This window comes from Stenotrophomonas sp. 78350_Sma (assembly GCF_056482105.1).
The window spans coordinates 2,681,353-2,702,510 of sequence record NZ_CM151182.1 but is presented as its reverse complement, the minus strand read 5'-3'; the positions used below and the strand labels follow the sequence as shown (position 1 = coordinate 2,702,510).

Here is a 21,158-nt window from a genome sequence, read left to right as displayed (position 1 = left end):
CCCGGCGGCATTTCGCGCGACCCTACAATCCAGGCGGGCAGCGTGCCTGTTCCTGCGCACACGCCTGTTTCGTCCATTCCTTCAATACCGGCTGCAGGCCTTCATAGCGCCGGCCTTGCCAGCCATTGGCCAACACCTTGCCGTCGGCATCGATCAGCACCAGATTCGGCGGTGCCAGCCCGGCCAATGCCTGCAGCGCCGGCATTCGTGCGGCGCGGCGCGGGTCCAGTACCGGCCACGGCATCTCCTGCGCGTGCATGTAGCGGCGCAGCGCGCTCTCGCTCTCATCCAGACTGACGTACACCACTTCGGTATCGGCGCCAGCCTCGCGCAGCGCATCGCGCACGCTGCGCAGCGTGGGTACGAAGGCATGGCACGGTGCACACCAGTCGGCACCGAAGTACAGTGCCACCAGTTTCGGCGACGGCGTCCACTGCATCGGCCGCAGCGAACGCTGTTCCGGCCGCATCAGCGAGGCCGAGACCTGCGCGTGCAGGTCCGCAGCCATCGCCGGTGCGGCCAGCAGCACGGCACAGGCCAGCAACAGCGCTCGTAGTGGATCAGAACGCATAGCGAAGGTTGACGTACCAGGAGCGCGCGAAACGCGGTCCGTAGACGTAGTCGCTGTCACGCAGCGCGCCCACCTCCAGATCCTTCTGGCGCTGATCGAAGACGTTCTTGACGCCTGCAGCCACCGACACTTCCTGCTGCGCCTGCGCGCCCAGATGCCGGTGCCAGCGCGCACCAAGGTCGGTGACCAGGAACGAACGCGTGCGGTGCAGCTCGCCCAACCGGTTGTTCAGTACCGACATCGGGCCGGTATGGCGCAGCGCGACGAAGGTCTCCCACGGCTCGGCGGGCATCCAGCTGAGCTGGGCCAGACCGGTCCAGCGCGGGGTCTTCAGGTAGTCGCGGCTTTCGATGACGGTGTCGCCACCGTCGCCGGTGTCGTCAAAGATGCGCTGCGGTTCGCGGAAGCGCGAGCGGTACCACGAAGCCCCGGCGGTCAGGCGCCATTGCGGCGACGGCTGCCAACCCAGGTTGGTTTCCGCGCCCAGCACGTTGGAGCCGGAAGCGTTGTAGCGCAGCTGGCTCAGCTGTCCGTCATCGCCGCGCTGGATCTCACCCAGTGCGAAGGTGTCGCGGATGCGCGCATAGGAGGCGGTAGCATCCCAGCTCCACACCGGATTGGCCGGGTCCGAACGCCAGTCGAAGCCGAACAGGGTGGTCAGCGCGCGCTCCTCCTTCAGGCCATCGGTGTTGCGCACGCGCACCTGCTCGCCACCCAGCGTATCGACATGCACGTCCTCGACGAATATCTCCGGTGCACGGAAGCCGGTGGCGACGCCAGCGCGCCATTTCAGGTTCGGCGTGGCCTGCCAGGCCAGCGCGATGCGCGGCGAGAACACCGCGTTGTCCAGCTCCGAGCTCTTGTCCACGCGTGCACCCAGCACCAGATCGACGTTGTCGCGCAGGCTCCACTCGTCCTGGATGAAGGCGCCCAGGTTGTGGAAGGTGGCGTCCTCCAGCACCGCAAGGCGCTGCCCGTCACCGGTGCGGTTGTCGTCGCGCAGTGCCTCGTGCTTGTACTGCACGCCGAAGGCCAGCGCGTGCGCGCCCAACCGCCAGTTCAACTGGCTGTCGATGTAGTGCAGCGGATTGTGGGTGCGGCCGTACTGGCGCCACGAACGCGAGGCCGCGCTGCCGGCTACGTTCGGGTCCAGCTGCGAGGGGTCATAGCCGGGTGCGGACGGATCGGTGACAACGTCGCCCAGACCGCCATAGAAGCTGTCGCGGTCGATGTCGGCGAAGGCGTAGGCCAGGCGGAAATCGACGTCGGCATTGATCTCCTGGTCCCACGACACACTACCGCGCCGGTACTTCGTATCCAGCGATTCGGCGATGTTGGCCAGGTACTCGGGCTGGTCCAGGCGGTTGCCTCCGCGGCGGGTTTCATCGGTCACCTGCAGGTCCAGGCGCAGCCGCGTGCCCGGCGTGGGCGCGTACCAGGCCTGCAGTCCGCCGACCTTGAGGTTCTTGCGGGTGATTTCGGTGTAGCCGTCACCGTTGTAGTCGATGCCGCTGTTCCAGTTGCGCTGGGCAATCACTGAAAGCCCGGCGTCGGCGTCTTTCGCCACCAGGTCCAGGCGCACGTCGGCATTCTTCTGCGGCGTGCCCTTCAGTGCGTCCACGCCGGCCTGCGCATGTCCGCCGCTACGTGCCGGCAGCGGCGGAATCAGGTTGATCACACCGGCCACCGCGCCCGGGCCGTACAGCGCCGAGCCACCGCCCTTGACCACTTCGATGCGATCGACGAACCCGGCCGGAATCTGCTCCAGGCCATAGACGCTGCCAAGCGTGGACAGCAGCGGAATGCCATCGAACAACAGCTGGTTGTACGCTCCCGGCAGGCCCAGCAGCTGCACTTCGCTGGTATTGCAGTTCTGGCAGTTGCTTTCCACGCGCAGGCCGTTGATCAGCTCGGCGGCGCGCGAGAAGTCGGTGGCCGCGCGCAGCGCGATGTCTTCCTTGCGCAGCACTTCGGTGCGGATCGGGACATCGGATAGCAGGCGTTCGCTGCGGGTGGCAGTGCTGACCTTCACCTGCACGCGGTCCAGTTCGGTCGGTCGCGGGGTGGCGGCTAGCGCGGGCAGCGGCAGGGTCAGGGCAATGGCGGCGGCCAGGGGCAGCCGATGGAAGAGGGGTGTGGCAACGGGCATGAGGGCGTCGTCCTTGGGGGAAGAAAGGCGGCGAGGGCGACCTGGCTGACGCATATAAAAGCAGTGGCTTATGAATATAGCAAGTGCTATATAACGAAGCCGCAGCAATTCCGAGTGGAGCGCCGGCCGAGTCACATCATGGTTGTGTTATAACATTACACGCAGGGGCCTAACCCTGCCGGTGGTCATGTCCGGAGGATGGAGTTGCCGTGCGGGCAGAGAGGCTGGAGTCAGAGCCCCTTCCTTTGGAAAGGGATCCGACCCCAGGGGGCGATCGTCAGCCGCGGCGGAACGCGGCGGGGGTACGGGCGCCGACAATGATCATGCGGATCATCGTGGAGATCTGTTCAACCAGTTCCGGATCCTTTTCCGGCGGCAGGTCCATGGCGGTAGCGCCCATCGCGAACACCAGCCGGGTAATGGCCTTGGCCACCAGTTCCGGGGCATGCAGTACGGCGCCATCCAGTGCGGCCAGCCGCACCAGGTCGTGCTGCAGCTCTTCCTCGAAGTAGTGCAGCTCGCGTTCGACCGCGTGCTTGAAGTCGTCCGAGCCGACTGCACCCTCGCGCAGCAGCACGTGCAGCAGCTTGTCGTCGGCGCGCAGCTGCTCCATGAAGGTCTCGACCGAGACCCGCACCACGCTGGTGGCGGTGGAGGTGGCGCGCTGGCGGGCCTCGCCAATGATGGTGCGCAGCGAGCGGCCGGCGGCGTCGATCAGCGCCACGGCCAGCTCATCCATGTCGCGGAACTGCCGGTAGAAGCTGTTCGGCGCGATGCCGGCCTCACGTGCCACTTCGCGCAGGCTGAGCGTGGACAGGCTCCGGTGCGGCCCGATCAGTTTCAGGGCGGCGGCCAGCAGATCCTCGCGGCTCACCGTGCGGCGGGCCGGGCTGTTGGCATCTTCGCGCGTCGACAAGGCGGTGGCGGCGGCCATGGGGGTTCCGGTGGGGCGAGGCTGAATCATACCCAATCCGGTTCAATATACACATGTATACACAGGTGTATGTGCGCCCGTATAGTTCGCTCATGAGCGCTGTCGTCCGTCCGTCCCTGTTCTCTCCGTACCGCTGGGTTTCGCCGTCGCTGTTCGATTTCTGGGCGGGCCAGCTCAATCCCCTGTGGACCCTGCGCGAGCCGGTGGCCCGCCTGGTCCGGCGTGAGCCGGCCGGCGAGGGCGCGGCGACCCTGGTCCTGCGCACCAACCGGCACTGGGCCGGCATGCGCGCTGGCCAGCACGTCACCCTCGGCGTCGAGATTGAAGGACGCCTGTGGCAGCGCAGCTACAGTCCTACCGCACTGGGTCGGCGCGAGCTGGCGATCACCGTCAAGGCGATCGACGGCGGCCGGGTCAGCCAGCATCTGGTCAACCACGCGCAGCCGGGCGAACTGTTCCGCCTCGATGCCGCCTTCGGCGAGTTCCATATGCCGGCCGCGGCGCCGGTGCTGCTGCTGGCTGCCGGCAGTGGCATCACGCCGATGCGCAGCCTGTTGCGCGACGCCTGCCAGCGCCCGCTGGCAGCACCGGTGGACCTGTTCTATTGGGAGCGCACCGCTGCCCATCTGCAGTTCCGTGATGAGCTGCAGGCGCTGGCCGCGGCACATCCGAACCTGCGCGTGCACCTGCTGACCACCCGCGAGGGTGAGGCGCCGGCCGCGCGCATCGATACCCACGATCTGCAGGTGGCGGGCGATGACACGCCGCTGGCGCAGCGCCATGTGCTGGCCTGCGGCCCGGATGGGTTCGTTGCCGCCGCGCGCGAACGCCTGGCGCACCAGGTGGCCGGCTTCCAGGCCGAAGCCTTCACCCCGCCGGCGCCGCTGCGCGATGCCAGCAGTGAGGGTGAAGTGTCGCTGACCCTGGCCCGCAGTGGCCGCCAGCTGAGCGTGCCACGTGGCCGCTCGCTGCTGGAAAGCCTGGAAGCGCATGGCATCAAGCCCAAGCACGGTTGCCGCATGGGCATCTGCAACACCTGCACCTGTGATCGCGTCAGTGGCGCCACCCGCCACCTGCGCACCGGCGACCTGCAGTCCGAATCGGCACAGCCGGTGCGGATCTGCGTGAGCGCACCGACCACCGACCTGACCCTGGATCTCTGAGGACGCCTGCCATGACCCGCGCTACCGACCGTGCCTTGAGTACTGCCGAGATGCATGCCTTCGGCGAGGAACTCGACGCGATCCGCGACCGTGTGATCGACAGCCTCGGTGCCTCCGATACCCGCTATATCCGCCGCGTGGCCGCCGCCGTGCGCTGGTTCGGCGTGGGCGGCCGTGGCCTGCTGTTCCTGGCGGCGTTCTCGCCGCTGTTCTGGATGCCGCTGCTGTGGCCGGCCGCGATCACCGGCACGCTGCTGCTGGCGCTGTCCAAGATCCTGGAGAACATGGAACTGGGCCACAACGTGATGCACGGCCAGTTCGACTGGACCGGCGACCCCAAGCTCAACGGCAATACCTACGAGTGGGACATCGTTGCCACCGCCGACAACTGGCGCAAGACCCACAATTTCCGCCACCACACCTACACCAATGTGCGCGGCATGGACGATGACATCGGCTACGGCCTGCTGCGCATCTTCCCGGAACAGCGCTGGAAGCCGTTCTACCTGCTGCAGCCGATCATCGCGCCGATCTTCGCGCTGCTGTTCCAGTGGGGCGTGGCCGCGCAGGACCTGCGCCTGGGCCGTTGGCTGAAGGGGCGTATCAGTGGCCGTGCGATGTGGCTGCAGACCCGCCCGGTGGCGCGGAAAATGGCCCGCCAGGTGCTGAAGGACTACGTGTTCTTCCCGCTGTTGGCCGGCCCGTTCTTCCTCACCGTGATGCTGGGCAACATGGTGGCCAACGGCCTGCGCAACATCTGGACCTACGTGATCATCTTCTGCGGGCACTTCACCGCCGAATCGGAAACCTTCCCGAAGGAGTGCCTGCGCAATGAATCGCGTGGCCACTGGTACCTGCGCCAGCTGCGCGGTTCGTCCAACATCAGCGGCGGCTTCCTGATCAACGTGCTGTCGGGCAACCTCAGCCACCAGATCGAGCACCACTTCTACCCGGACCTGCCGGCCAACCGCTATGCGGCCATTGCCAAGGAAGTGAAGGACATCTGCCGCCGCTACGGCCAGCACTACAACAACGGCTCGCTGCCGCGCCAGTTCGGCCAGGTGGTCTGGCGCATCCTGCGCCACGCGTTCCCGAGCAAGCCGCGCCGCCTGCCGATGTCGGACATCATGTCCGCACCGGCATCGGCCAACGCGGGCTGATCGACTCAGCCCGCCTTCGCCAGGGCCGCCTGTTCGCGGTCCAGGCGTCGCAGGAACACCTGCATTTCCTTGCGTGCCTGCTGGTCGCCCTTGCTGCCGGCCACGCTCAGGCCGCGTTGCCATGCTTCGCGCGCCGCCTGCGGCTGGCCACTGGCCAGCCAGGCTTTGCCCAGCAGCTTCCAGGCCGCCGAGTACTGCGGATCAAGAACCACGCAACGGCCCAGATGGGTCGCCGCGCGTACCGGGTTGCCGGCATCCAGCCAGCCCTTGCCCAGGCCGAAGCGCAGCAGTGCGCCGTCCTTGCCGTTGGCAAGCATGCATTCCAGGGCTTCGATGTTCATCAACGCACCTCCACCAGCAGTTCGGTGGGACCGGGCTGGAAGCGGCCACGATGGAACAGCAGCGGGGCGCCGCCGTTCTCGTGAACCTCGATGATGCGTCCGGCCAGCAGCAGGTGATCGCCCACCGGCCACATCGCGTGGCGGGTACAGGTGAGATGGGCGACCGCACCGGCGATGCGCGGTGGGGCGTCCTCGCCGTCATCCAGCAATGCCAGGCCGTCGAAGCGGTTGCGTACCTGCGGATCGGCGAAGCGCCGGGCCAGCGTTTCCTGGTCGGCCGCCAGCACGCTGATCGCAAAGCGGGTGGCGCGCTGGAAGGTGGACAGACTCTGCGCGTGCAACGCCAGGTTCCATAGCACCAGGGGCGGCTGCAATGACACCGGCACGAACGAATTGATGGTCAGGCCGATGGGCTTGCCCTGCGCGTCGCGCGTGCAGACGATGGCCACGCCGGTAGGAAAGTGGCCGAGCAGCCGCCGCAGGGCACGCGGCGGCATCTCGACCGACGGCACCGGCGCCGGGGCGGGGAAGACCCCCGCCCACGGCCCAGCGTACGGCAGTGTCTCGGCGCTCATGAGGCCCTGGCCTGGCGGTAGCGCCGGCCGACCTCGGCCCAGTTGATGATGTTGAAGAACGCACCGATGTAGTCCGGGCGACGGTTCTGGTAGTGCAGGTAGTAGGCGTGTTCCCAGACATCCAGTGCGAGGATCGGGGTGTTGCCGGACAGGCCCACGGCTGCACCCATCAGCGGGCTGTCCTGGTTGGCGCTGCTTTCCACCTGCAGGCGGCCATCGCGATCGCTGGTCAGCCAGGCCCAGCCGCTGCCGAAGCGGGTCTGCGCCGCCTTGGTGAAGGCATCCTTGAAGGCATCGAAGCCGCCAAGATCGCGGTCGATGGCGGCGGCCAGCTCATCATCGGGTGCACCACCGTTGGTGCTGAGTACGGTCCAGAACAGGCTGTGGTTGGCGTGGCCACCGCCGTTGTTGCGGATGGCGCCGCGCTGGGCCTCGGGCACGGTATCGAGCCGGGCGATCAGTGCCTCGACCGGCTGCTCGGCGATGCCGGCCTGCTCGATGGCGGCGTTGAGGTTGTTGACGTAGGTCTGGTGGTGCTTGCTGTGGTGGATCTCCATCGTCCGCGCATCGAAGTGCGGCTCGAGGGCGTCGTAGGCGTAGGGGAGCGGGGGAAGCGAGTACGACATCGAAGCAATCTCCGTGGGGAAGGCCAGAGGGGCTGGCCGTGGGGAGATCGTTATCGCACCTCAATATTGGTTGAGGTCAAGGGGAAGGATTGAAATGCGTGAAAGGGAGCAAGAGCGGCATGGTAGTGCCGGCCGCTGGCCGGCAATCAGCGAAGGTCGGGTTGCCGGCCAGCGGCCGGCACTACCAGAACCCGCTCTTCGAACCTCCCCGGCGCGCTGATGTGCTGCCCGCGCTCCCTGCCACACGTATCAACAAAAGCGCCGGCAGGTGAACCCGCCGCCAGCGCTTTCATCAACTCAGCTCAACCAGTCCTTGCACGCACCATCCACCGGGTCACCGCATGCCTGCTGCATCCGCTGCTGCAGCCGCGCCAGCGTCTCCGCACCCTGGTGCTTGCCGCTCCACGTCTTCAACTGCCCGGCCAGGCGCTCGAAGCGCTGGCGGGTACGCTGGTGGTAACCCGACGGCTGCGCTTCCAGTTCGGCGATCAGCGATGCGGTGGCCTGCTCGATGCGTGGTGCGTCGTCCGGCGCCAGCTTCAGCAGGCCCTCCACGTACAGCACGCCCCATTGCACGCGGGTGGCCGGGCCCTGGGCACCGTCGTAGGCACGCTTCAACCACTCCAGCGCACCGGCGGTGTCGCCGCGCTGCTCGGCCAGTTCGGCCAGCTCGGGCATGTAGTAGTACGGCTGCTCGCTGCGTTTCAGCTCGGCCAGCAGCAGCGCCTCGGCACCTGCGTCGTCACCGACCTGGCGCAGGGCATAGACCGCGCTGCTGATCGTGGCCTGGCGTGCATGCGCATCGGTGGCGGCGGCATCGGCAGCAGCCACGCGCTGCTTGACCCGATCAACCAGCGCGGCGGGCAATCCACCCTTCGGCTGCTGCTGGCGGGCAAGGGATACTTCGGTCAGCGCACGCGACAACGCGTCGTCGGCGCGGTCGCCGCGCTCGGCATCTGCGCGCTCCAGCGCGACCAGCAGCTGCTGTCCCAGCGTATTTCTGGTGGCCGGCCCGGCACTGGCCTGCTTGACCAGCTGCACGCCTGCATAGCCCAGCAACTCACGGTTGCGGCGCACTTCCGCCGGTTGCGCCAGCACCGCCTGCAGCAGCTCGCGTACTTCGGTGGGCGAGGCATCGGGCTTTTCGGCCGTTGCCAAGGCAAGCAGCGTGAAGCGGCGCTGCAGGGCGGCATCCGGTGCGGTTCTGGCAAGCTGGCGCAGCACGTCGGCACTCTTGCGCTCACCGGCCAGGCGATTGGCGTCCACTTCCCAGCCGTAGTCGCCCAGCACCTGCCAATCCTCGGCGGCCAGCCTGTCCGGCGTGGCGAGCGCGGTGGCCAGCGTAGCGGCGACCGCGCTGCGACGGCCGGCGGCCACGGTCAATGCGCGGGTCAGTTCGGCCGCATCGTTTCCACCGGCTACACGGGTGATTTCGTTGCGCTGTGGGTCCAGCACGATCAGTGTCGGATAGCCGCGTACGCCGAAGCGCTCGCCCCAGGCCTGCGCACCTTCCTCGTCGCCGTCCAGGTAGACGGGAACGAATTTGCTGGTCAGCGCGATGAAGGCCGGGTCCTTGAACAGGCCCGCCTTGAGCTGGTTGCACGGCGGGCACCAGACCGCGCCCCAGTACAGCAGCACCGGCTTGCCGCTGTCGGCGGCTTCGGCGAAGGCATCGTCCACATCGCCCTGGCGCCAGGAGATTTCCTTGGCCAACGCGGGCGCCTCGGCGGAGTTGGCGGTGGAAACCGGGGCCGGGGTGCAGGCGCTCAGCGCCGAAGCCAGCAGCAACACGGAAAGCGCGACGCGCATCGGCAGCATCTCGAAGGGCAGGGTGACAGGCCATTGTAGGAACCGCCGGGGGGCCTGCTGATTCAGTTTGCTTATGACGGGCGTGCTGCAGGGCATGACGCCCACCGGGCATCGCCGGGCAACGCCGGGAGGATGCCTTCAGGTCGCTGCCCGCACCATCTGCTGATACACCAACCCATTGAACTCGCCGACCTCGCCGTCCAGCGCGAAGCCGTAGCGCAGGTAGGTTGGCACCGCATTGAGCGAGGCGCGCACGGTCACGACCGGCTCGCGCACCTGCGGAAGCACCGCCTCGAACAAAGCATGGCCGATGCCTTGGCCTTGGCAGGCGGGATCGACGAACAGCATCGCCAGGTGCCGGCCTTCCTTCAGTTCGATCACGCCGACGACGCGACCGTCCTGCTCGGTCACCAGGATGTGGTTGTCACCCTGCAGGCGCGCGCCGAACGCTTCGGCGGCGGCAACACTGCCGAAGGTGGCGATGCCGGCCGCACTGAGCGAAGGCGCCACCGCCGCAGTGAACGCAGCCAGGCACACCGCGCTGATCGCGGGCAGGTCATCGACGTGGGCAGGGCGGATCCTCGGCATGCAGTGTTCTTCCGGTGGTGGGCGGCGCGTCATCGTTGCCGCAGGCCTGCACGCTAAGCTGGCGGCATGAGTGATTTCAATCCTGCTTATGCTGCCTTGTTTCCGCAGCAGGGCCTGAGCCTGGGCCTGATGACGCCGGTGGCGTCACATGGGCTGGCCGATCCGCATGACGCCCGACGCATCGCACGACTGGCCGATGACCTGGGCTTTGCCGCGTTGTGGACGCGTGATGTCCCGCTGATGGTGCCGCAGGGTCCGGACGCGACAGCGAGCGCGCTGGACGATCCGTTCCTGTGGCTGGGCATGCTGGCCGCTGCGACCGAGCGCATCGTGGTCGGCAGCGCGGCCATCGTGCTGCCATTGCGGCAGCCGCTGCAGGTGGCGAAATCGGCCTTGAGCCTGGACCGGATCAGCAGCGGACGCTTCGTACTGGGCCTGGGTTCGGGTGACCGCCCGGAAGAATTCGCCGCATTCGGCGAGGATCTGGAGGGCAGGGCGGCGACCTTCCGTGAGCGCTGGACCTTGTTGCGCGCGGCGCTGTCACCGGAGGCCGATGAGCGGACCGTCGTAGTGCGGGCGACCGGTGGCTTCGACGTGCTGCCGGCGCCGGCAACCCGCATCCCGATGCTGGTGGTGGGCACTGCACGGCAGAGCCTGCAGTGGATCGCGCGCGAGGCCGAAGGCTGGGCCACCTATCATCGCGAGGAGGCCGCGCAGGAGGGGCGCATCGGCCTGTGGCAGCAAGCGCTGGCGCAACGCGGCGGCCCAGGCAAGCCGTTCGTGCAGTCGATGCTGCTGGATCTGCAGGCCGATCCGCAGGCGCCCGCCGAGCCGCTGCCGCTGGGCCTGAAGGTCGGCCGCGATGGCCTGCGTGACTACCTGCTGCGCGTGCATGCGCAGGGCGTGGCGCACGTGATGTTCAACCTGGTCGACAACGGGCGGCCGATGGACGCGGTGCTGCGTGAGATCGGGGAGCAGGTTCTGCCGCATGTGCTCCGGTAGGTGTCCTCCTTGGTGGACACGCTCCAGCAGTCGAGGACGGCTCGATTCTACATGGGGTTCGCATCTGCGTATCATTCGCATTTGATATCCCGATGCCGGAGCTTCGCGTGACCCAACGTTCCCCCATGCACCCGACCGGACGCCTGTTCGCGGCTGTCGCTTTCATCGAGGCCGTGACCTGGGCCGGCCTGCTCATCGGCATGTGGATGAAGTACGGCCCGATGGCCAACGTGGCGCTGGTGAAGCTGTTCGGGCCGCTGCACGGCGCGGCCTTCCTGGTCTACGTGGCAGTCACCCTGTTCGCGGCGGTGCGCCTGCGCTGGCCGTGGTGGGCCAGTGCGCTGGCGCTGCTGGCAGCCATCCCGCCGCTGGTGACGCTGCCGCTGGAATGGTGGTTCAAGCGCCGTGGCCTGCTGGGTCTGCGTGCAATGCGCTGAACCCACTGTTGCATGCCCATTCAAGAGAATGGGTATCAAATGCAAATACGAGCCGTTATCATTTAAGGATGGTGTCTGGTCCTGAGCAGGGCCGGTGCCGGGTAGGGCGCGCAGGTGCGCCCGCCCATCCTTTCCTGTTACGGCTGGTGTTCCATGCACGCACGTCCCGTCGTTCCCGGCTTGCCGGCGCTGGTGTTGGCTGCCCTGATCGGCACCATGGCGATGATGTCCTTCGTCGCCGTGATCGGCCCGGTGGTCCGCATGCTCGGCTTGTCCGAGTGGCATGCCGGCCTGTCGGTCACCGCCGCAGGCGTGTTGTGGATGCTGGCCGCGCGCCCCTGGGGCCAACTCAGCGACCGCATCGGCCGCAAGCGCGTGCTGATGCTGGCGATGAGTGCCTACACCGTGGTCTACATCGCGCTGGCGGTGTTCATCGACGTCGCCCTGCAGGCGGTGCCGCCGGTACTGGTGTCAGTGCTGGTGCTGGTCGGCGCGCGTGGCCTGATCGGCCTGTTCTACGCGGCGGTGCCTCCTACCGCAGCCGCGCTGATCGCCGACAAGGCACCGACCGGCCAACGTGCGAAATTCCTCGCCCGCCTGGGCAGCGCCAACGCGCTGGGCATGGTGCTCGGCCCGGCCGCCGCGGGCTGGCTGGCCTATACGAACCTGTCGTTGGCGCTGTACGTGGCCGCGCTGCTGCCGTTGCTGGCACTGGCGTTGCTGGCCTGGCGGCTGCCGGCCACGCCGCCCGTGGTGGGCGCGTCCTCACAGCGCCGCACGCCGATGAACCGCCTCGACACGCGGCTGCGCCTGCCGCAGCTGGCAGCGTTCATCGCCATGGTCTCGGTGACCATCGCGCAGGTCACGGTCGGCTTCTTCGCGATTGATCGCCTGGGCCTGGATGCGGCGGCCGGTGCACGCATGGCTGGCATTGCACTCACCGCCGTTGGCGTCGGCCTGATCCTGGCGCAGGCGCTGGTGATGAAGCTGGAGGTACATCCACGCCGCTGGATCGTCCTGGGTGCCCTGATTTCCGGCATCGGCTTCGCTTCGGTGGCAGGCGTGCAGCAGGCTTGGCAGTTGCCGGCAGCCTATGCGCTGGCAGCGTTCGGCATGGGCTTCGTATTCCCCTCGTTCCAGGCGCTGGCCGCCGATGCGGTGGAAGCGCACGAACAGGGCGCCGCCGCGGGCACCGTCGCTGCCGCGCAGGGGCTGGGCATGGTGGCCGGGCCGATGCTCGGCACGCTGTTGTATCGCGGCGGGCCAAGCCTGCCTTACCTGCTGGTCGGTGCGCTGCTGCTGTTGCTGTGCGCGCTGGCTGCGGCGCATCGGATGAAGGAGACCCCATGAACGATTCCCTTATGCCGGGCGCGTGGCCGGAGGCCGCGCCAGCGCCGCAGGAGAGCACCGACGACGCGTCGCTGTTCCTGCTGCAGCATGCGGGCCAGCACGTGCATGCACGCGGCTGCCGCGCCACGCTGCCGGCCGGTGCACTGGCGACACTGGCAGAACGTGTTTCGGATTTCTTTGCCCAGCAGCGTGGCGGCCCGGGCCTGCTGGTTGGCGCCGTGCCGTTCGAGCCGCGTGCGGACGATGCGCTGTTCCAGCCCGAGCGCCTGCTGCCGGCGCTGGCACTGCAGCCGCAGGCCGCACCGCCGCTGGACGGCGCCCTGCGCGCCGAGCCCGCGCCGGATGCGTACGCGGCGTCGGTGGCTGCTGCGGTGCAGGTACTGCGTGCGCCCGAACTGAGCCTGCAGAAGGTGGTGCTGGCGCGCAGCCTGCTGGCACATACCCGCCAGGCGCTGTCTCCGGATGTGCTGCTGGCACGCCTGGGCGCGGATCCGTCGGTGGCGACCTACGCGGTGCCGTTGCCGGTGGAGCTGGGCCAGGCCCCGGCGTGGCTGGTGGGGGCGACCCCGGAACTGCTGCTGCGCAAGCGCGGCGCCGAACTGTTGTCACATCCGCTGGCGGGCTCCGCGCGGCGCAGTGCCGATGCCGCCGAGGACGAGCGTGCGGCGCAGGCGCTGCTGGCCTCGACCAAGGACCACGACGAGCACCGCCACGTGGTCGAAGCCATCGTCGAGGGCCTGGCACCGTACTGCAGCCACATCGATGCGCAGCCGCGCCCGGTGCTGCATGCCACCGCCAGCATGTGGCACCTGGGCACCCGCATCCACGCCACCCTGAAGGATCCGCAGACGCCGGCCGCCGAACTGCTGGCGCAGCTGCACCCCACGCCGGCGGTCTGCGGTACGCCGCGGTTGACGGCGCTGCAGCGCATCCGCGAGCTGGAACCGGTGCCGCGCGGCTTCTACGCCGGTGCCGTGGGTTGGTTGGACGCGCAGGGTGACGGTGACTGGTACGTGGCGATCCGCTGCGCGCGCCTGCAGGGCAGGCAGCTGCGCCTGTATGCCGGTGCCGGCATCGTCGCCGAGTCGCACCCCGAGGCCGAGGTGGCCGAAACCGCAGCGAAGTTCGCTGCCCTGTTGAACGCGCTGGGTGTCCATGAATCCGCGCCTGCCGTCGAGCCCGCAGCATGAACACCTCCGCTGATTCCTCCCGCCTGCCACTGCAGCAGGTGTGGCCCGACGCGCTGGTGGCGCGCTATCGCGAGGCCGGCTATTGGCGTGGCGAGACCTTCCCGGCGTTCCTGCGCGAACGTGCAGAACGCTATGCCGACGACATCGCGGTGGTCGCCGGTGATGTCCGCCTGAGCTACGCGCAGCTGTGGCATGAGGCCGGACGCATCGGTGCCGGCCTGCTGGCACTCGGCCTGCAGCCGGGCGAGCGGGTGCTGGTGCAGCTGGGCAACACGGCAGGCTTCATCACTACGGTCTGCGGTCTGTTCCGTGCCGGCCTGGTGCCGGTGTACGCGCTGCCGGCGCACCGGATCACCGAGCTGGTGCACTTCGCCAGCAAGGCCGAAGCCAGTGCCTACATCACCACCGAGCTGCACGATGGCTTCGATCATCGCGGGTTGGCGCGGGCGCTGCAGGCCGAAGTGCCAGCCGTGCGCCATGTGGTGATCGACGGCGATGCGGCGGAGTTCATCGCGCTGGAGGCACTGCAGGGCGATCGCAGCCAGCTGCCGGCCGATCCGGACCCGCAGTCGGTGGCATTCCTGCAGATTTCCGGCGGCAGCACCGGGCTGTCCAAGCTGATTCCGCGTACCCACGACGACTACATCTATTCGTTCCGCGCCAGCAATGACCTCTGCGGCATCGACCGCGACAGCGTCTATCTGGTCGCGCTGCCGGCCGCGCACAATTTCCCGATGAGCTCGCCCGGCTTCTTCGGCGCGCTGTATGCCGGTGCCCGCGTGGTGCTCAGTCCCGGCCCCGGGCCGGATGCGGCCTTCCCGCTGATCGCCCGCGAGCAGGTAACCTGCTGCGGCCTGGTGCCGCCGCTGGCGCTGCTGTGGGCGCAGGCCGCGGCTACGAGCAAGCATGACCTGTCCAGCCTGCAGGTACTGCAGGTAGGCGGCGCCAAGCTGGTGCCGGAAGCCGCACGGCGGGTGATCGACGGCCTTGGCTGCACGCTGCAGCAGGTGTTCGGCATGGCCGAAGGCCTGGTCAACTACACACGGCTGGATGACCCGGAGGAGCTGATCGTCGCCTGCCAGGGCCGGCCGATCAGCCCGGATGACGAAGTGCGCGTGGTCGATGACCATGACCAGCCGGTGGCCGAAGGCGAGGTGGGGCATCTGCTCACCCGTGGCCCCTACACCATCCGCGGCTACCACAACGATGCGGTGGCCAATGCGCGCTCGTTCACCGACGATGGCTTCTATCGCACCGGCGACCGCGTGCAGCAGCTGCCCGGGGGCTACCTGGTGGTGCAGGGCCGCGCCGGTGACCACATCAACCGTGCCGGCGAAAAGATCTCCGCCGAGGAGATCGAAGACCACTTGCTGGCACATCCGGGCGTGTTCGATGCCGCCGTGGTCTCCATTCCCGATGAGTATCTGGGCGAGCGCAGCTGCGCCTTCGTGATTCCGCAGGGCGAGCCGTTCAAGGCGCCGGCGCTGAAGTCCTGGATGCGCGGTCGTGGCCTGGCGGCGTTCAAGGTGCCCGACCAGGTCGTGTTCGTCGACAGCTTCGATACCACCGCGGTCGGCAAGATCAGCCGCCGCGAACTGCGCGCGCAGTTGCGTGCGCGTCATCTGCAACAGACAGGAGGAACGCGCTGATGGCGCTGCCCCGTATCACCGATTACCCCTTGCCGACTGCCGCCGAGCTGCCACAGGCACGCGGCCCGTGGCGCCCGCAGCGCGATCGCGTCGCGCTGCTGGTACACGACATGCAGCGCTATTTCCTGGCTGCGTTCGACGCCGGCAACGCCCCGCTGCGGCCGGCCGTGGACAACATCGCACGCCTGCTGGCGCATTGCCGCGCGCACGGCATTCCGGTGTTCTACACGGCCCAGCATGGCGACCAGGACCGCCGTGACCGTGGCCTGCAGGCCGACCTGTGGGGACCGGGCATGCGTCGCAGCGCCGACCATGAACCGATCATCGAGGCGCTGGCACCGCAGCCGGGCGAGCACGTGCTGGTGAAGCACCGCTACAGCGCCTTCCAGCGCAGCAACCTTGAAACACTGATGCGGGTACGTGGCCGCGACCAGCTGCTGGTCACCGGCGTGTACGCCCATATCGGCTGCACCGCGACCGTGGTGGAAGCCTTCCAGCGCGATATCGAGGCCTTCATCGCCGCCGATGCGGTGGCGGACTTCTCGCGTGCCGATCACGATCAGGCGCTGCACTGGATCGCGCGCACCAGCGGGGTGCCGATGACCACCGACCAGCTGCTGGAGGTGCTGTGATGGCTGCCACGGGTGAGGTGCTGGATCTGGAGCGGATGCGTGCTGACGTGGCGCGCGTTCTGGAGTGCGCGCCGGCAGAGATCGGTGACGACGACAACCTGATCGACCTGGACCTGGACTCGATGCGCATGCTCGGCCTGGTGCTGGCCTGGGGCAACACCGGCCTGCCGCTGGAGTTCTCGCAGCTGGCCGAGCACACCACGTTGCGCCAGTGGTGGAACGTGGTGCAGACGCTGCAGGCCGCGCAGAACGCATGAACGCCGTCGCGCTGGCCACGCCGGTGGCATTGACCGAGGCCCAGGCCGGACTGTGGTTCGCACAGCGGCTGGCACCGGACAACCCGTCATTCAATACCGCGCATGCGGTGTGGATCGATGGCCCGCTGGACGTGGCCGCGTTCGTTGCAGCGGCAGACCAGGCCGCGGGCGAGGCCCAGGCCTTTGCGCTGCGGTTTGCCGAAGGAGCCGATGGCCAGCCGCAGCAGTGGCATGACCCGGCACACGTGCCGCTGCTTTCGGTGCGTGATGTTTCCGCCGAGGCGGATGCCGCCGCTGCGGCACGCAGCCTGATGCAGGCTGACCGGATGAGCCCGGTCGACCCCACCCGCGACCGGATCAGCCAGCAGGTGCTGCTTGAACTGGGCGGGCAGCGCTGGGTCTGGTACCTGCGGGTGCATCATCTGGCCGCCGATGGCTACGGCATGGCGCTGTTCACTGATCGCGTGTGCGCGTTGTATGCCGGCCGCATGGGTGAGCCACTGCCGGGGCTGACGGGCGTGCTGGCCGATGATGCAGCCTATCGTGCCGACCCGCACCGCGCGCAGGCCGGGCAGTGGTGGCGTGAGCATATGCAAGGTGCACCGGCGGGCGTAGGACTGGCGGGTACGCTCGCTGCCAGTGACGACGCGCTGCGTTGGGTGCAGCCGCTCGATGCGGCGTTCCGTGAGCAGTTGCTGCAGGCATCGGTACGCTGGTTGCAGCCCTGGCCGGATGTGCTGGCGGCGTTGTCGGCCGAGTACCTGCGGCGGATGAGCGCCGCCGATGAAGTGGTGCTGGGCGTGCCCTACATGGGGCGGCTCGGCAACGCGTCGGCGCGGGTGCCGGCGATGGTGATGAACGTGTTGCCGCTGCGCGTGGCGGCCGGCGAGGGCAGCGTCGAGGCCTTTACCCGCGGCCTGGGTCGCCAGCTCAGCCAGGGCCGCAAGCACGGCCGCTACCGCGGTGAGCAACTACGCCGGGACCTGGGCCTGGTCGGCGCGCAGCAGCGTCTGCACGGCCCGCTGGTGAATGTGCAGCCGTTCTACAAGCCGCTGGCGCTGACCGGCGTGCAGGCGACGCTGGAGGTGCTGTGCACCGGGCCGGTGGATGATCTGACACTGGGCTTCCGTGGCGATGGCCAGCACCTTCTGGATCTGGAGATCGAGGCCAATCCCGCGCTGTACAGTCGCGACGATGTCGAGGCGCACGCGGCGCGGCTGCTGCACTTCGTGTCGGCGGCACTGCAGGCTGACGATATCGCAGCCGTTCCTCTGGCGACGCCCGAGGAGGCGCAGCAGGTGCTGCACGGTTTCAATGCCACCGCGCACGCATTGCCGGAGACGACCCTGGTCGAGCTGCTGCAACAGGGCATGGATCGGGACCCGCACGCACCGGCGCTGGTGTTCGGCGACACTGCGTTGGATTACGCAACGCTGGAAGCGCGCAGTTTCGCGCTGGCGGCACAGCTGCGGGCGATGGATGTCGGCCCGGGCAGCGTGGTGGCGGTGGCATTGCCGCGCTCGCTGGAGCTGGTGATCGCGCTGCTGGCGGTGCTGCGTGCCGGAGCCGCCTACCTGCCGCTGGACCTTGCCCATCCCGATGAGCGCCTGGCGCGTGTTCTCGCCTCGGCGCAGCCGGTGTGCGTACTGGCCGCCGCGGAGGTTTCGGCGCGCATGGCTGGCGTACCGGTGCTCGCGCCGGAGCAATGGACCGCGCTGAGTTTCGCCGCGCCATGGGCCGATCCAGCGCCCAGCGATGCGGCCTATGTGATCTATACCTCCGGTTCGACCGGCGAACCCAAGGGCGTGGTCGTCGAACACCGTGCCATCGTCAACCGTCTGCTGTGGATGCGCGAGCACTACGGCATCCGCGCCGATGACCGCGTGCTGCTGAAGACCCCGGCGACCTTCGATGTCTCGGTCTGGGAGTTCTTCCTGCCGCTGCTGTGTGGAGCCACCCTGGTGGTCGCCGGGCCGGACGCGCATCGTGATCCCACCGAACTGGCGCGCTTGATCCGTGGGCATGGCATCACCACGGCGCATTTCGTGCCGTCGATGCTCGATGCCTTCCTCGCCGTGCCGGCCTCGGCAGGGCTGCAGCTGCGCCGGGTGTTCACCAGCGGTGAGGCGCTGGACGCTTCATTGCGCGACCGATTCCACACGCGCGTGCACGCAGAGCTGCACAACCTGTACGGCCCGACCGAAGCTGCGGTGGATGTCAGCTACTGGCCGGCGTCGGCGCAGGACCGCTCGCGGCCGGTGCCGATCGGGTTCCCGGTCTGGAATACCCGCCTGTACGTGCTGGATGCCCGGATGCAGCCGGTGCCGGTGGGCGTGGCCGGTGACCTGTACCTGGGTGGCGTGCAGCTGGCACGTGGCTATCTCGGTCGCGATGATCTCACTGCCGAGCGCTTCCTTGCGGATCCGTTCCTGGCGGGCGAGCGTATCTACCGTACCGGCGACGTAGCCCGTTGGCGCCACGATGGTGCGGTGGAGTACCTGGGCCGCAGCGACCACCAGGTGAAACTGCGCGGCCTGCGAATCGAGCTGGGCGAGATCGAGGCGGCACTGCGCGAACTGCCCGGCATGGAGCGGGTGGAAGTGCTGCTGCGCCGGGATGCTCCCGGCGAAGCGCGTCTGGTGGCGTATGTGCCGACCGCGCTTGCCGATGCCGTGATGCTGCGCAGCCACTTGGCCACGCGCGTACCGGACTACATGGTGCCCTCGGCGTTTGTCGGTGTGGACCACTGGCCGGTGACCGCCAACGGCAAGCTCGACCGCAACGCGTTGCCGAAGCCACCGCAACATGAAGTTGCCGGCTTGGCGCCGCGCACGCCGTTGGAACAGGAACTGGCGTTGCTGTTTGCCCAGGCACTCGGGCGTGAGGCGCCGGTGGCGGTGGATGCGGACTTCTTCAGTCTCGGCGGTGACTCACTGTCGGCGGTGCACCTGCTGCTGGCCATCGAGCAGCGCTGGCGCTGCGACCTGGGTCTGGGTGCCTTGTTCGCGCAGCCCACCGTGGCCGCGCTGGCGGTTCGCATTGCCGAGCCGCCCGCGCTGGCCGATCACGCACTGGGGCCGGTGATCGCGCTGGCCGCGACCGAAGCTGCCGGGGCCACGCCGCTGTTCGTGCTGCACCCGGCCGGTGGCATCGCCTGGAACTACCGCAGCCTGGCCCGGGCACTGCAGCCGGCACGCCCGGTGTATGGCCTGCAGTCGCCGGCACTGGATGCGCGGCAGCCACTGCCGAGCAGCATCGATGCGATGGCCAACGACTACGTACAGCGCGTGGCCGCATTGCAGCCGAAGGGGCCGGTGCACCTGCTGGGCTGGTCGGTGGGGGGCATCCTCGCCCAGGCGATGGCGGTGCGCCTGCATGAGATCGGCCGCGACGTCGGCGAGCTGGTACTGCTGGACGCCTATCCCAGCGAGTGCTGGCGGGCCGAGCCGGAACCCGACGCCATCGCTGCATTGCGGGCACTGCTGGCGATTGCCGGCCACGATCCGGATGCGCATCCAGAACTGGACAGCCGTGAACGCATTCTGGCGTTCCTGCGACGTGGCGGCAGTGCACTCGGCAGCCTGCCGGAGGTGGTGCTCGATGGCGTGGTGCGCGCGGTGACCGGCACCAATCGACTGATCCGCGAACACATCCACCAACCGTTCGACGGCACGCTGGTGCACGTCCGTGCGGGTCGTGATCACCAGGCGCGGCCACAGCTGCAGTCGGCGTTGTGGCGGACCCACGCGCGCAAGGTGCAGGCGCTGGAGCTGCCGTTCCTGCACGCCGAACTGACCGGCCGCGATGCGGTGGCGCAGCTGGCACCGTGGTTGTCGGCGCGCCTGCGCCAATGGGACGAGCAACAGGAGATCGCAACATGCAGTTGACCGGTTTTGAAGGCCGTGTAGCCTTGGTGACCGGTGCATCCGGTGGCATCGGAGAGGCACTGGTACGGCTGTTGGCCGAGGCCGGCTGCACAGTGGTAGCGACCGATCGTGAGGCGCCACACGTGGCCGATACGCGGGTCAGGTCGTTCGCACTCGATGTGACCGACAGCGCCGCCGTCGACGCCCTGGTGGACCAGGTCGAGTCCAGCATCGGGCCGATCATGCTGGCCGCCAGCGTGGCCGGCGTACTGCATGTGGGCAGTGTTACCGAAACCGGCGACGATGACTGGCGCCGGGTGTTCGCGGTCAATGCCGATGGCGTGTTCCACGTCGGTCGTGCACTGGCGCGGGTGATGTCGCCGCGCCGGCTGGGCGCAATAGTTACCGTCAGCTCGAATGCGGCCGGCGTGCCGCGGCACGGCATGGCCGCCTACGCCGCGTCCAAGGCCGCGGCCACCATGTTCACCCGCTGCCTTGGGTTGGAACTGGCGCCGCTGGGCATCCGCTGCAACATCGTCGCGCCGGGCTCAACGCTGACCCCGATGCAGACCGGCATGTGGCAGGACGACCACGGTGCCGAGCGGGTGATCGCCGGCAACCTGGAGACCTACAAGGCCGGCATTCCACTGCGCAAACTCGCCACCCCGGAGGACATCGCGCACTCGGTGATGTTCCTGCTGTCCGAGCAGGCCGGGCATGTGGCGATGAGTGACCTGTACGTCGACGGCGGCGCCACCCTGCGCGGGTGATAGCACCCCATCTGCGATGAAATGGATCGCGGGTTGTAGAGCCGAGCCCATGCTCGGCTGCTTTCTGCCTCAGCCGAGCATGGGCTCGG

The 21,158-nt window shown here is 68.3% G+C and carries 19 protein-coding genes; 11 read left to right on the top strand and 8 right to left on the bottom strand.

The annotated features are described in order from the left end of the window. Positions 1–22: 22 nt before the first annotated feature. The 3 genes from ACZK4H_RS12575 to fabR form a co-directional block, all read right to left on the bottom strand. A complete protein-coding gene (locus ACZK4H_RS12575) occupies positions 23–571 on the bottom strand; it encodes a thioredoxin-like domain-containing protein (RefSeq protein ID WP_099553339.1) in 549 nt (182 codons plus the stop codon). Continuing rightward, positions 561–2,720, bottom strand: a complete 2,160-nt coding sequence (locus tag ACZK4H_RS12570; RefSeq protein WP_099553341.1) for a TonB-dependent receptor plug domain-containing protein — start codon at positions 2,718–2,720, stop codon at positions 561–563. Before ACZK4H_RS12570 ends, ACZK4H_RS12575 begins: the two co-directional genes overlap by 11 nt. 277 nt (positions 2,721–2,997) lie before the next feature. Next, complete coding sequence (gene fabR, locus ACZK4H_RS12565) at positions 2,998–3,654, bottom strand: HTH-type transcriptional repressor FabR (RefSeq protein WP_099553343.1); 657 nt, start codon at positions 3,652–3,654, stop codon at positions 2,998–3,000. A gap of 92 nt (positions 3,655–3,746) precedes the next feature. On the opposite strand from fabR, the gene ACZK4H_RS12560 reads away from it, so the two are divergent. Next, a complete protein-coding gene (locus ACZK4H_RS12560; protein ID WP_050563255.1) occupies positions 3,747–4,817 on the top strand; it encodes a ferredoxin reductase in 1,071 nt (356 codons plus the stop codon). 11 nt (positions 4,818–4,828) lie between these two features. Next, positions 4,829–5,977 carry a fatty acid desaturase family protein gene (locus tag ACZK4H_RS12555; protein ID WP_099553346.1) on the top strand — a complete coding sequence of 383 codons (1,149 nt, stop codon included), beginning with the start codon at positions 4,829–4,831 and terminating at the stop codon, positions 5,975–5,977. 5 nt (positions 5,978–5,982) lie between these two features. On the opposite strand, the gene ACZK4H_RS12550 is transcribed toward ACZK4H_RS12555, so the two are convergent. The 5 genes from ACZK4H_RS12550 to ACZK4H_RS12530 all read right to left on the bottom strand — a co-directional run bounded on the left by ACZK4H_RS12550 (position 5,983) and on the right by ACZK4H_RS12530 (position 9,916). Next, entirely contained in the window at positions 5,983–6,318 is a 336-nt protein-coding gene (locus ACZK4H_RS12550; RefSeq protein ID WP_019659932.1) for a tetratricopeptide repeat protein, read from the bottom strand. Then, on the bottom strand, positions 6,318–6,893 hold the full coding sequence (locus tag ACZK4H_RS12545; RefSeq protein WP_099553348.1) for a flavin reductase family protein: 576 nt from the start codon (positions 6,891–6,893) through the stop codon (positions 6,318–6,320). Before ACZK4H_RS12545 ends, ACZK4H_RS12550 begins: the two co-directional genes overlap by 1 nt. Then, a complete protein-coding gene (locus ACZK4H_RS12540; RefSeq protein ID WP_099553350.1) occupies positions 6,890–7,519 on the bottom strand; it encodes a superoxide dismutase in 630 nt (209 codons plus the stop codon). Before ACZK4H_RS12540 ends, ACZK4H_RS12545 begins: the two co-directional genes overlap by 4 nt. Positions 7,520–7,816: 297 nt before the next feature. Further along, the gene (locus ACZK4H_RS12535; RefSeq protein WP_099553352.1) at positions 7,817–9,337 is read right to left on the bottom strand and encodes a thioredoxin family protein; all 1,521 of its coding nucleotides are present in this window, start codon (positions 9,335–9,337) and stop codon (positions 7,817–7,819) included. Between the two features lie 129 nt (positions 9,338–9,466). Further along, the gene (locus tag ACZK4H_RS12530) at positions 9,467–9,916 is read right to left on the bottom strand and encodes a GNAT family N-acetyltransferase (RefSeq protein ID WP_099553354.1); all 450 of its coding nucleotides are present in this window, start codon (positions 9,914–9,916) and stop codon (positions 9,467–9,469) included. A 66-nt stretch (positions 9,917–9,982) separates the two neighbouring features. Here ACZK4H_RS12530 and ACZK4H_RS12525 point away from each other — a divergent pair, with 66 nt between their 5' ends. The 9 genes from ACZK4H_RS12525 (at position 9,983) to ACZK4H_RS12485 (ending at position 21,069) form a co-directional block, all read left to right on the top strand. After that, complete coding sequence (locus ACZK4H_RS12525; RefSeq protein ID WP_099553357.1) at positions 9,983–10,918, top strand: TIGR03571 family LLM class oxidoreductase; 936 nt, start codon at positions 9,983–9,985, stop codon at positions 10,916–10,918. A 125-nt stretch (positions 10,919–11,043) separates the two neighbouring features. Further along, complete coding sequence (locus ACZK4H_RS12520) at positions 11,044–11,355, top strand: DUF3817 domain-containing protein (RefSeq protein WP_099553359.1); 312 nt, start codon at positions 11,044–11,046, stop codon at positions 11,353–11,355. Positions 11,356–11,508: 153 nt separating this feature from the next. Beyond that, the gene (locus ACZK4H_RS12515) at positions 11,509–12,705 is read left to right on the top strand and encodes an MFS transporter (protein WP_099553361.1); all 1,197 of its coding nucleotides are present in this window, start codon (positions 11,509–11,511) and stop codon (positions 12,703–12,705) included. Next, positions 12,702–13,895 carry an isochorismate synthase gene (locus ACZK4H_RS12510; RefSeq protein ID WP_099553363.1) on the top strand — a complete coding sequence of 398 codons (1,194 nt, stop codon included), beginning with the start codon at positions 12,702–12,704 and terminating at the stop codon, positions 13,893–13,895. Before ACZK4H_RS12515 ends, ACZK4H_RS12510 begins: the two co-directional genes overlap by 4 nt. Further along, positions 13,892–15,544, top strand: a complete 1,653-nt coding sequence (locus ACZK4H_RS12505; RefSeq protein ID WP_099604051.1) for a (2,3-dihydroxybenzoyl)adenylate synthase — start codon at positions 13,892–13,894, stop codon at positions 15,542–15,544. Before ACZK4H_RS12510 ends, ACZK4H_RS12505 begins: the two co-directional genes overlap by 4 nt. Beyond that, positions 15,544–16,176 carry an isochorismatase family protein gene (locus ACZK4H_RS12500; RefSeq protein WP_024958585.1) on the top strand — a complete coding sequence of 211 codons (633 nt, stop codon included), beginning with the start codon at positions 15,544–15,546 and terminating at the stop codon, positions 16,174–16,176. Before ACZK4H_RS12505 ends, ACZK4H_RS12500 begins: the two co-directional genes overlap by 1 nt. Continuing rightward, positions 16,176–16,433 (top strand): phosphopantetheine-binding protein, encoded by a 258-nt coding sequence (locus tag ACZK4H_RS12495; RefSeq protein ID WP_024958586.1) that lies wholly within the window; start codon positions 16,176–16,178, stop codon positions 16,431–16,433. The genes ACZK4H_RS12500 and ACZK4H_RS12495 overlap by 1 nt, the downstream gene beginning before the upstream one ends. Beyond that, entirely contained in the window at positions 16,430–20,320 is a 3,891-nt protein-coding gene (locus ACZK4H_RS12490) for an enterobactin synthase subunit F (protein WP_099553367.1), read from the top strand. Before ACZK4H_RS12495 ends, ACZK4H_RS12490 begins: the two co-directional genes overlap by 4 nt. Then, complete coding sequence (locus ACZK4H_RS12485) at positions 20,311–21,069, top strand: 2,3-dihydro-2,3-dihydroxybenzoate dehydrogenase (protein WP_099553369.1); 759 nt, start codon at positions 20,311–20,313, stop codon at positions 21,067–21,069. The genes ACZK4H_RS12490 and ACZK4H_RS12485 overlap by 10 nt, the downstream gene beginning before the upstream one ends. Positions 21,070–21,158: the final 89 nt, after the last annotated feature.

What these genes read in the sequence shown, in the direction of transcription:
- ACZK4H_RS12575 (WP_099553339.1), bottom strand. Translation starts at nt 571, where the DNA reads ATGCGTTCTGATCCACTACGAGCGCTGTTGCTGGCCTGTGCCGTGCTG.
- ACZK4H_RS12570 (WP_099553341.1), bottom strand. Translation starts at nt 2,720, where the DNA reads ATGCCCGTTGCCACACCCCTCTTCCATCGGCTGCCCCTGGCCGCCGCC.
- fabR (WP_099553343.1), bottom strand. Translation starts at nt 3,654, where the DNA reads ATGGCCGCCGCCACCGCCTTGTCGACGCGCGAAGATGCCAACAGCCCG.
- ACZK4H_RS12560 (WP_050563255.1), top strand. Translation starts at nt 3,747, where the DNA reads ATGAGCGCTGTCGTCCGTCCGTCCCTGTTCTCTCCGTACCGCTGGGTT.
- ACZK4H_RS12555 (WP_099553346.1), top strand. Translation starts at nt 4,829, where the DNA reads ATGACCCGCGCTACCGACCGTGCCTTGAGTACTGCCGAGATGCATGCC.
- ACZK4H_RS12550 (WP_019659932.1), bottom strand. Translation starts at nt 6,318, where the DNA reads ATGAACATCGAAGCCCTGGAATGCATGCTTGCCAACGGCAAGGACGGC.
- ACZK4H_RS12545 (WP_099553348.1), bottom strand. Translation starts at nt 6,893, where the DNA reads ATGAGCGCCGAGACACTGCCGTACGCTGGGCCGTGGGCGGGGGTCTTC.
- ACZK4H_RS12540 (WP_099553350.1), bottom strand. Translation starts at nt 7,519, where the DNA reads ATGTCGTACTCGCTTCCCCCGCTCCCCTACGCCTACGACGCCCTCGAG.
- ACZK4H_RS12535 (WP_099553352.1), bottom strand. Translation starts at nt 9,337, where the DNA reads ATGCTGCCGATGCGCGTCGCGCTTTCCGTGTTGCTGCTGGCTTCGGCG.
- ACZK4H_RS12530 (WP_099553354.1), bottom strand. Translation starts at nt 9,916, where the DNA reads ATGCCGAGGATCCGCCCTGCCCACGTCGATGACCTGCCCGCGATCAGC.
- ACZK4H_RS12525 (WP_099553357.1), top strand. Translation starts at nt 9,983, where the DNA reads ATGAGTGATTTCAATCCTGCTTATGCTGCCTTGTTTCCGCAGCAGGGC.
- ACZK4H_RS12520 (WP_099553359.1), top strand. Translation starts at nt 11,044, where the DNA reads ATGCACCCGACCGGACGCCTGTTCGCGGCTGTCGCTTTCATCGAGGCC.
- ACZK4H_RS12515 (WP_099553361.1), top strand. Translation starts at nt 11,509, where the DNA reads ATGCACGCACGTCCCGTCGTTCCCGGCTTGCCGGCGCTGGTGTTGGCT.
- ACZK4H_RS12510 (WP_099553363.1), top strand. Translation starts at nt 12,702, where the DNA reads ATGAACGATTCCCTTATGCCGGGCGCGTGGCCGGAGGCCGCGCCAGCG.
- ACZK4H_RS12505 (WP_099604051.1), top strand. Translation starts at nt 13,892, where the DNA reads ATGAACACCTCCGCTGATTCCTCCCGCCTGCCACTGCAGCAGGTGTGG.
- ACZK4H_RS12500 (WP_024958585.1), top strand. Translation starts at nt 15,544, where the DNA reads ATGGCGCTGCCCCGTATCACCGATTACCCCTTGCCGACTGCCGCCGAG.
- ACZK4H_RS12495 (WP_024958586.1), top strand. Translation starts at nt 16,176, where the DNA reads ATGGCTGCCACGGGTGAGGTGCTGGATCTGGAGCGGATGCGTGCTGAC.
- ACZK4H_RS12490 (WP_099553367.1), top strand. Translation starts at nt 16,430, where the DNA reads ATGAACGCCGTCGCGCTGGCCACGCCGGTGGCATTGACCGAGGCCCAG.
- ACZK4H_RS12485 (WP_099553369.1), top strand. Translation starts at nt 20,311, where the DNA reads ATGCAGTTGACCGGTTTTGAAGGCCGTGTAGCCTTGGTGACCGGTGCA.